10 protein-coding genes are annotated in these 8,554 nt (G+C 62.1%); 2 read left to right on the forward strand and 8 right to left on the reverse strand.

Annotated features, from left to right (window positions below):
* Together IV091_RS15800 and IV091_RS15805 are read right to left on the reverse strand one after the other, a co-directional pair.
* On the reverse strand, positions 1 to 939 hold a 939-nt coding region (locus IV091_RS15800), incomplete at its 3' end, for a 2Fe-2S iron-sulfur cluster-binding protein (protein WP_293470210.1).
* Positions 903 to 1,130, reverse strand: a complete 228-nt coding sequence (locus IV091_RS15805) for a hypothetical protein (protein WP_293470211.1) — start codon at positions 1,128 to 1,130, stop codon at positions 903 to 905. The genes IV091_RS15800 and IV091_RS15805, both read right to left, overlap by 37 nt.
* Here IV091_RS15805 and IV091_RS15810 point away from each other — a divergent pair.
* Positions 1,120 to 2,025: a LysR family transcriptional regulator gene (locus IV091_RS15810; RefSeq protein WP_293470212.1), complete on the forward strand. Its 906-nt coding sequence runs from the start codon at positions 1,120 to 1,122 to the stop codon at positions 2,023 to 2,025. The genes IV091_RS15805 and IV091_RS15810 overlap by 11 nt on opposite strands.
* Before the next feature lie 85 nt (positions 2,026 to 2,110).
* On the opposite strand, the gene IV091_RS15815 is transcribed toward IV091_RS15810, so the two are convergent.
* The 4 genes from IV091_RS15815 to IV091_RS15830 all read right to left on the reverse strand — a co-directional run bounded on the left by IV091_RS15815 (position 2,111) and on the right by IV091_RS15830 (position 5,876).
* Entirely contained in the window at positions 2,111 to 2,728 is a 618-nt protein-coding gene (locus IV091_RS15815) for a 2-hydroxychromene-2-carboxylate isomerase (RefSeq protein ID WP_293470213.1), read from the reverse strand.
* A gap of 29 nt (positions 2,729 to 2,757) precedes the next feature.
* The gene (locus tag IV091_RS15820; protein WP_293470214.1) at positions 2,758 to 3,486 is read right to left on the reverse strand and encodes a glutathione S-transferase N-terminal domain-containing protein; all 729 of its coding nucleotides are present in this window, start codon (positions 3,484 to 3,486) and stop codon (positions 2,758 to 2,760) included.
* Between the two features lie 71 nt (positions 3,487 to 3,557).
* Positions 3,558 to 3,953 (reverse strand): RNA-binding protein, encoded by a 396-nt coding sequence (locus IV091_RS15825; RefSeq protein WP_293470215.1) that lies wholly within the window; start codon positions 3,951 to 3,953, stop codon positions 3,558 to 3,560.
* Positions 3,954 to 4,085: 132 nt separating this feature from the next.
* Positions 4,086 to 5,876: a M14 family metallocarboxypeptidase gene (locus IV091_RS15830; RefSeq protein WP_293470216.1), complete on the reverse strand. Its 1,791-nt coding sequence runs from the start codon at positions 5,874 to 5,876 to the stop codon at positions 4,086 to 4,088.
* A gap of 246 nt (positions 5,877 to 6,122) precedes the next feature.
* Here IV091_RS15830 and amrS point away from each other — a divergent pair, with 246 nt between their 5' ends.
* Positions 6,123 to 7,202 carry an AmmeMemoRadiSam system radical SAM enzyme gene (gene amrS, locus IV091_RS15835; protein ID WP_293470217.1) on the forward strand — a complete coding sequence of 360 codons (1,080 nt, stop codon included), beginning with the start codon at positions 6,123 to 6,125 and terminating at the stop codon, positions 7,200 to 7,202.
* A 61-nt stretch (positions 7,203 to 7,263) separates the two neighbouring features.
* Here the strand turns inward: amrS and IV091_RS15840 are convergent, their stop codons facing one another.
* Both IV091_RS15840 and IV091_RS15845 read right to left on the reverse strand, forming a co-directional pair.
* The gene (locus IV091_RS15840; protein ID WP_293470218.1) at positions 7,264 to 7,887 is read right to left on the reverse strand and encodes a phosphoribosyltransferase family protein; all 624 of its coding nucleotides are present in this window, start codon (positions 7,885 to 7,887) and stop codon (positions 7,264 to 7,266) included.
* Positions 7,888 to 8,011: 124 nt separating this feature from the next.
* Positions 8,012 to 8,554, reverse strand: a 543-nt coding sequence (locus tag IV091_RS15845) for a hypothetical protein (RefSeq protein WP_293470219.1), incomplete at its 5' end; no start/stop codon positions are given.

Consider the following 8,554-nt stretch of genomic DNA (forward strand, 5'->3'; position numbering starts at 1 on the left):
GAGCACGCCCATCTGGCGCACCAGCAAGGTGGTGGCCTCAACCATGGGCGGCGCGCCGCAGAGGTAGGCGCGAAAGCCTTCGAGGCTGGACCAGTCCTGGGCGATGGCTTCCGTGACCAGGCCGTTGCGGCAGCCGGGCGCCTGGCCGGACGTGACCACGACATGCACATGGAGTTGCGGATGTTGGCGCTGAAGCGCTGCCAGCCATTCCCGGCCGTAGATGTCGCGCTCCGAGCGCACACCGAAATACAGGTGGATGGCGTTCTGCATGCCTTCGGCAATGACTCCGCGAATGATCGACAGAATCGGCGCGAGGCCTGTACCGCCGGCCACGCACAGCATCGGACCCGCATGCTTGCGACGCAGGTAGGCCGAGCCCAGCGGGCCGCTGACGCGCACCGCGTCGCCAACCTTCAGCGTGTTGGCGATGTAGCCGGTCACCCGGCCATCGGGGACCAGGCGCACATGGAACTCCAGCTCGCCATCAGCGCACAGGCCGGCCATTGAATAGGGACGGATGTGCGCTGGCGTGAACTGCAGCTGGGCATACTGGCCGGGTGAAAACTCGATGGGCTTGGCGGGTTTGAGGCGCAGTCGCTTGATGTCGTGGGTCTGGTTTTCTACCGCCACGACGGTGGCCTTGACGATTTTTGCCGTATGGACCACGACCTCGTCAGGCTCGGGGATTTCGACCGTGCACGATTCCGTCAGAAAGGTCTGGCATGCCAGCACATACTGGCCTTCATCCGTCAGCGGACGCTGCGCGTCCCGGCCCGTGTCGAGCACATGCCCCTCGACAACCTTGCAACGGCAGGTGCCGCAACGACCCGCCATGCAGCTGTAGGACACCGGCACATCGTTCTCGCGCAGGGCATCGAGCAGGTTCACTCCTGCGGCAACGCTCAGTGTGCGCTGGAGGGGGCGGATAAAAATTTCCATTTTTGCGCGGTCTGTCTTGTCTGTTTTATCTGCTGGAAAAGCTGCCTTGTTGCCTTTTTGCCTGGTTTTCGGGCAGCAACAGCAGCGATGTGCGCAATCATCTGACGCCCATAAAAATCAGTCAATACAATGGAATTAATGTTTTGTATCACTGAAATCAATAATGATTGCGGGGCGTAAATGGAACTCAAGGACATCGACCTGAACCTGCTGGTGATCTTTAACCAGCTGCTGACCGAAAGAAAAGTCTCCAAGGTGGCCGAGAACCTGGGCCTCGGGCAGCCCGCCGTCAGCAACGCGCTGGCACGTCTGCGCAAGCTGTTTGGCGACGAACTTTTTCTGCGCACCTCAAGCGGCATGCAGCCCACGCCTTTTGCAGATCAGCTGGCCGAATCGATCGGCTATGCGCTGGGCATGATCCACGGCGCGATCAACGTCAAGAATTCATTCGATCCGGCAGCCAGCAAGCGGAGCTTTTCATTAGGAATGACCGACATCGGCGAAATCTACTTCCTGCCCCTTTTGATGGAAAAGATCCAGAAGGTGGCGCCGGCAGTGTCCATCAGCACCGTACGCAATACGAGCGTGCACCTGAAGGACTCCATGGCGGCGGGGCATGTCGATCTGGCCATCGGATTGCTGCCCCAACTCAAGGCAGGCTTTTTCCAGCAGCGCCTGTTCACGCAGCAATATGTCTGCATGTTCAGGCATGGGCATGCGCTGGACAGGAAAAAAATAATGTCTTCAGATTTTTTTGCGGCGGACCATGTCGCGGTGGTTTCGACAGGCACCGGCCATGGGATAGTCGATGAAATACTGGACAAGAATTCACCGCAACGCAAGGTGCGGTTGACCGTTCCTCATTTTGTGGCGGTAGGCCACATTCTTCAGTCAACGGACCTTGTGGCAACCGTCCCCGAGCGCCTGGCCGAAAAGATGGCCAAGCCGTTCAATCTGAAATACGTTGCCCACCCGATCAAGCTCCCGCAGATCGCCATCAATCTGTTCTGGCACGCCAAGTACCACAAGGACCCTGCCAATCAGTGGCTGCGAAGTCTTATTTTCGACATGCACTCAGACGGGTAGCCGGCCTCCGATGCAAACGCTCCGATCCGGTCATCGAGTCCGCACGGTGAAATCCCGGGGATTTTCGGAAACTCGAGCTTGGGCGTTACGACGCTTGGGCCCGCAACACCGCTGCGCGCAGCAGCGGCAAGCGGTCGTTGCCAAAGTACATGTCGTCGCCGACGAAAAAGGTGGGCGAGCCAAATGCGCCGCGCCGGATCGCCTCGTCGGTGTTGGCTTTGAGCTGCTCCTTGATGTCGGGCCGGGCGATGCCTTCAAGAAAAGCCGGGGCGTCAATGCCGACTTCGCGGCAGATCGCGGCCAGCACGTCATCTTGCGAGATGTCTTCCTCGCGGCTGAAATAGGCGGCAAACGTGGCTTCGACAAACGGCAGGTAGCGGCTTTTTGCCCGTGCGTCCTGCGCAATCCAGAGGCAGCCGCGCATCGCCTTGACGCTGTTGACCGGGAACACCCGGGGCGGAAAGACGATGTGCAGACCCGCCGTGCGCGCGTTGTCCTGCAGGTCTTTGCGCTGGTATCGGTTTCGGGGCGAGTCCATGTCTTCGCGCGAGGCGTACATGTTTTGGTTGACGCTGTTGAAGATGCCGCCCACCAGTACCGGCCGCCAGCTGATGGGCGCATCAAGTTCGGCCGCCATGGCCTGAAGGTTGCGAAAGGCAATGTAGGTCCAGGGGCTGGAGCAGTCAAAGAAAAAATCAATCATGGGCGCTTTGCGGAGTTTTACAGGATAAGTCAAACGCCCTGGGCTTCGCCTTGCGGCGGGCGTTTCACGCTGTGCGCGGTCTGGCCAAACAGGGCCTGGCGTGCTTCCTCGGTCAGTGCGGGGGCACGCAGCTGTTTGCCCAGGTCCAGCCCGCGTTTGACGGCGGGCCGCTGGAACAGCGCGTTGTACCAGCGCTGTACCTGCGGGAATTTTTGCAGGTCAACCTGCTGTGCCTTGTGCGTGCGCACCCACGGAAAAATCGCCATGTCGGCAATCGAATAGTCGCCGCCCGCGACAAACGCACCGGTGCATTCCAGTTGCGCATCCAGCACGCCATACAGCCGATCGACTTCCTTGCCGTAGCGCTCCACGGCGTAGGGGATTTTTTCGGGCGCGTACAGTAAAAAGTGGCCGTTCTGCCCGGCCATGGGGCCGAGTCCACCCATTTGCCACATCAGCCATTGCAGTGTCTGGTGGCGTTGCCGCAGTGCGGAGGGCAGAAATTTCCCGGTTTTTTCGGCCAGGTAAATCAGGATCGCACCGCTTTCAAACACCACCACCGGCGCGCCGCCACCTTCGGGGCCGTGGTCCACGATGGCGGGCATGCGGTTGTTGGGGCTGATGGCCAGGAAATCCGGGGCGAACTGCTCGCCCTTGCCGATATTGACCGGGACAAAGCGGTAGGGGAGGCCGCATTCCTCCAGCATGATGGAGATTTTCCATCCATTGGGGGTGGGCCAGTAGTAAAGCTCAATCATCAACCGTCCTTTGGTGCCGCGGGTTTCGCCGAGCGGCGTATCTTCCTGGTGCCGACACCGTCAGGTTCGGCTTATTCCAGGTCTTCAATCACCAGCAGATGGTATCGCTGCGCATAGGAGAACGGTACTTTGCGCACCACCGCCATGATGCGCTCGGTGGCGTCCTGAGATGACGCAGGAATCATCAATGCATGGTGGCCTTCTCGCGCAAGGTCCACGTATTTACGCACGGTGGCGCCTTCGGTGCCTACGCTGGGAAGCGCCACATCTGACTGGTCGTCCGCCTTGCCGACTTGCGTCAGGATATCGGCCGGTGTCAGCAGCATGATGCCCTCGTGGTCCGCGTCCAGTTCGCGCGCGACCTGCGCGGCGTCCGCGGCATCGGGAAACATGATGAAGGCATAGCCGGTGGGGTAGAAAACACCGCCCAGGCTCAGCATTTTTGGGCTCAGTTCAAAGTCTTTCATAAGAATCCTTTGTGGGTTTAACTGATTATTTAAGCGCAGAAGTGCCCCACTTGCAGTCGGATAAGGCATCGTTTCGCTGTAAGACGCTGACGCGGCTCATGCGGTGCGGTACCCGGGCCAGACCTTGGCAACTCAATTCAAGGCTTCAAGTTTGAACACGGGCTCGGCCATGACCCGAAACGCGCTTTGCAGGCCGTCCAGAACCCGGTTGGCAAAAAAGCTGCTCTGGGTGTCGGGCTCCAGCGCGGCAATCACCAGGTTGCCCAGGGGCTGGTTCAGCGGAACGTAGTAACTGCCGCGCGGCACGTCCAGCAAGCCGCGCATCAGGCTGACCTGTACTTTGATGATGGGTGCGTTGCCGGTCATTGTGCCGCGCACATCCTGGCGTTCAGCCGCGGCCCGCGAGGTTTCGCGGTAGTTTTCGCCCAGAACCGAGCCGAATTCGGTGACGCGCATCACCTGTACGCCATGCAGCCGAAGCCGCTCTGCGGCCGTGCCGGACTCTGCCGACAGCCAGTAGCCGCAGGGGCGCGGCCTTGTCTTGATGGTGCGCAGCGCGAGCGCTGAATCCCAGTCCACCGTGACGGTCTTGTCGGCACCGCTGGCCGGGTCCAGCATGACGAGCTCGTACTGGGCGGGGGTGGGTGCTGACTCGACAAGGGCTTCGCCCGTGCAGGCCAGCGCGCTGATTTCCTTGTCGATGTAGGGGCGCAACTGGCCCAATTCGCTTGCGCGCTGCGCGGTGCTGGCCAGCACGCTGGACAGCGCCGTGACCTGGGTGTGCACGCGCCGCTGGATATGCAGACGGCCCAGGCCTACGCCGCGTGTCTCAACCAGCAGGCTGACAGCGTTTTTAAGGCCATTCACGTTACGGCCCGTGTCTGGCTGGGTGCCGCCCATGGACAATTTTTTATCGGCCAGATTCGACGAGGTGGTGTAGTACCACTCGCTGCTAAGGCCCTGGGCCTTCAGCGCTGCCAGCATGGGTCGCCGGTACCACTCCTCGGCGGCCTTGGTCAGGAACTCCGGCAGATTGGCCGTGGTGGCGTACTGCAGCAAGGCGTCATATTTTTGCACTGCACCGAATTTCTCCACAAAGCGGCCTGCCGCCGTGTACTCATGGGCATCGACCACGACGGTAGGCTGATAGTCACGCATCAGCCTGGCCAGCCCTTGGGCCTCGGGCGTGCTGAGCAGCAGATGGTCGCGGTTCATGTCCAGCCCGCCGGTGGTGGCGCGCTGGCCGCTGGCGGCGCCATCGGGGTTGGCGCGCGGAACAATCACCACATTGATGCGGCCAAGCACGGGCAGCAGCAGCCCTTGCGCAAGCTCCCTTGCCATCACCAAAAGCGCTTCGCTGCCCGCAGGCTCGTCGCCGTGCTGCTGCCCTATCAGCAGCACCGTGGGCCGTCCGGTGGCCAGCAGTGCGGCCGGATCGGTGCCGGTGGCGCGTGTCAGCACCAGCGCCTGCACGGTCTCGCCGCGCTGGGAGCGGCCTACAGGCAACACGGCGGCGCTGACGCCTGCGCGCGATGCTGCCAGCGCCTGATCGCCCAGCCAGGCTTCGATTTCGGCCTGCGTGGTGAAGCTGGTGCGCTGGGCCTGCAGGCCAGGGGTGCTATACACCACCGCAGGCGCCGGGAAACGGGCCGCAACCGCCGCACTGTAGGGTGCGGGCTGACCAACGGGTGCAGGGGCGATGACCGCGGGCGGCGCTACCGGAAATGTTTGTACGGTTTGTTCGACGCTGGCCGGCGCGCTTTGCGCAGGGCGGGGCACGGGAGGCGTCCAGGGCGGAAGTGGAACCGAGGTGCAGGCGGCCAGCAGCAGCGCCGGGGCCAGCAGGGCAAGCGTCTGGACTTGCCTGGAAAAAATTGATTGGCCAGAGGCTGCGGTGGTTCGGGAGAGCTGCATGAGTTTCATCTTTTTTTCCTGCGCCCCAGGCAGGCTTGCCTGGTGGTTCAAGCGCCGATGTTACCCGGCCCTGCTGCAGGGCGCCGGGAAATTTCCCCGACAGGCCAGCGCTGGCGCCAGCGCTTGATTACGGAGCGGTCGTCCTCATTTTTTCCTTCTGCAAAGCGTATCAGACGCAATTTTGGCCTTGATTTGAATGGAGTTCTGCATGCCTCTCGCTCGCCAGTTCGCGGCCTTGGCCTTTCAATCCACATGATGAAAACCGACACTTACCCCGCCCGTTACTGGCACCGCATTCCGGATGGCCGCATCCAGTGCGACCTGTGCCCGCGCGACTGCAAGCTGCATGAGGGGCAGCGCGGCGCCTGCTTCGTGCGCATGCGCGCGGGCGACCAGATGATCCTGACCACCTACGGTCGCTCCTCGGGTTTTTGCATCGATCCGATCGAGAAAAAGCCGCTCAACCACTTCTACCCGGGCAGCAGCGTGCTGTCCTTCGGCACAGCCGGCTGCAACCTGGCCTGCAAGTTCTGCCAGAACTGGGACATCAGCAAGTCGCGCGACATGGACCGCCTGATGGACCAGGCCTCGCCCGAGGCGATTGCCCAGACCGCTCAAGACGCGGATTGCCGCAGCGTGGCCTTCACCTACAACGACCCGGTCATCTTCGCGGAGTACGCCATGGATGTGGCCGATGCCTGCCACGCACGCGGCATCCAGACCGTGGCCGTGACGGCCGGCTACATGCACGACCAGGCTCGGCGCGACTTCTACGCCAAGATCGACGCGGCCAATGTGGATCTGAAGGCCTTCACCGAGGACTTCTATTTCAAGCTGACCGGCTCGCACCTGCAGCCGGTGCTGGACACCCTGGTCTACCTCAGGCATGAGACAAAGGTGTGGTTCGAGATCACCACCTTGCTGATCCCGGGGCACAACGACTCGGACGAGGAAATCACCGCCATGAGCCGCTGGATCATGAAGGAAATCGGGCCTGATGTGCCCTTGCACTTCTCGGCTTTTCATCCGGATCACAAGATGCCGGACATCCCTGCCACGCCGGCCTCGACACTGATCCGCGCGCGCAACATCGCCATGAACGAAGGCCTGCATTTCGTGTACACGGGCAATGTGCGCCACCAGGAAGGCGACACCACCTATTGCCCGGGCTGCCATGCAGCACTGATCGAGCGCGACTGGTATCAGATCACGCAGTACCGCCTCACGCCAGAGGGTTGCTGTCCGGACTGCGGGTCTGCCGTGGCGGGCCGTTTTGCTGCGCAGGCGGGTAGCTTTGGCCGCAAGCGCATCCCGATTGCCATTGGCGCCCGGTAAATTCACCATGGACCCCGCACCGGGGCGGCCGTCCGGATCGCAGCGCGCGCCATGAGCGGTTTCAGGACGGCTTCAGCGCCGCGATCACCTCGTCATCCTCTATTTGCCGGAAGTGCTGGTAGAACTGGCCCACCGCCTGGAAGTATTCGGGCGCTTCAAGGCACACCACTTCGTCCGCCATGCTGGCCACCTTGGCCAAGGTATCGGGCGGCGCCACCGGCACGGCGCAAACCAGCCTGGCGGGGTTACGGGTGCGCAAGCCGTGCAGCGCAGAGATCATGGTCGCACCCGTGGCCAGGCCGTCGTCCACCACAATAACAATGCGCCCGCCCGGGTCTATGGGGGGGCGGATCGGTGTGTACTGGGCACGTCGCTTGCGGATGGTTTCCATCTGGGCCCGTTTCTCGGATTCGATGTAGTCCTCATCGGCACCCGACGATGCGGCGAAGGGTGCGAGATAGGTCCAGCCCGCTTCATCGATGGAGCCGATCGCGAGTTCGGGCTGGTAGGGTGCGCGCAGCTTGCGCACCAGCACCACGTCGAATTCACCGTCGAGTTTAGCGGCAATGATTTTTGCCATCGGCACCGCACCGCGCGGAATGGCCAGGATCAGCGGGTTTTTCCCTTTGAAGGCCTTGAGCCTGTCTGCAAGGCGGATGGCAGCGTCGTCACGATCGATGAACATGAATCAATCCCTCCCGCAAATTTTTTTCAACATGACACCCGCATTGAAGCACAAACATGGCCCCGGCGGGCGCCCCCGAGGATGCCTGAGCCGGTCGTTCGCGCGCAAAACAATAGCGATGAATTCATGCCGGCAAGGTGATGGCGTCAAACCGCAGGTGGTGCATGAACTCGCGCAGGATCAGCAGCGCTGCGGCGAATTCGGCGTTGTCCGGCAGACCCTCTTGCCGGGCTGGCCGGCCCTCAGCCACTGCGACCAGCCGGTTAAAAGTCTGCTCCATGGCATCAAGCGTCAAGGTTATTTGCACGCCCCGCGCACTGGATGCAACACCCGCCAGCCTGGCGATTTCGCGCACTAGCGGGTCCGAGCCATACAGCGTGGAGCCGCTGGCCACCAGCTCGACCGCACGGGTCACCTCGTCTTCGACTGTGGCAATGGCGTTTTCCATCTCCAGCGGCGTGGGCGGGCTGCGCCGGAAGAAATCGCGCGCTGTTTTCTGCGCGCCAATGGCCAACACCAGCGTGGCGGAAGGTTCGGTATCGCACCCGCTCGTCACTGCGGTGTGCTGCGCGCCGATGTGCAGCGCCGTGATGGGCGCGCCCGGCGCGGCGCCGCCCCGGACCACCTGGTACTGCCTGCGGGCTTCAAGCGCTGCGTCAAGCGCCGC

This window comes from Polaromonas sp. (genome assembly GCF_018780625.1).
Taxonomy (GTDB): domain Bacteria; phylum Pseudomonadota; class Gammaproteobacteria; order Burkholderiales; family Burkholderiaceae_C; genus Polaromonas.

What these genes read in the sequence shown, in the direction of transcription:
- IV091_RS15825 (WP_293470215.1), bottom strand. Translation starts at nt 3,953, where the DNA reads ATGAAAGACTTTGAACTGAGCCCAAAAATGCTGAGCCTGGGCGGTGTT.
- IV091_RS15840 (WP_293470218.1), bottom strand. Translation starts at nt 7,887, where the DNA reads ATGTTCATCGATCGTGACGACGCTGCCATCCGCCTTGCAGACAGGCTC.
- IV091_RS15810 (WP_293470212.1), top strand. Translation starts at nt 1,120, where the DNA reads ATGGAACTCAAGGACATCGACCTGAACCTGCTGGTGATCTTTAACCAG.
- IV091_RS15815 (WP_293470213.1), bottom strand. Translation starts at nt 2,728, where the DNA reads ATGATTGATTTTTTCTTTGACTGCTCCAGCCCCTGGACCTACATTGCC.
- amrS (WP_293470217.1), top strand. Translation starts at nt 6,123, where the DNA reads ATGAAAACCGACACTTACCCCGCCCGTTACTGGCACCGCATTCCGGAT.
- IV091_RS15830 (WP_293470216.1), bottom strand. Translation starts at nt 5,876, where the DNA reads ATGAAACTCATGCAGCTCTCCCGAACCACCGCAGCCTCTGGCCAATCA.
- IV091_RS15820 (WP_293470214.1), bottom strand. Translation starts at nt 3,486, where the DNA reads ATGATTGAGCTTTACTACTGGCCCACCCCCAATGGATGGAAAATCTCC.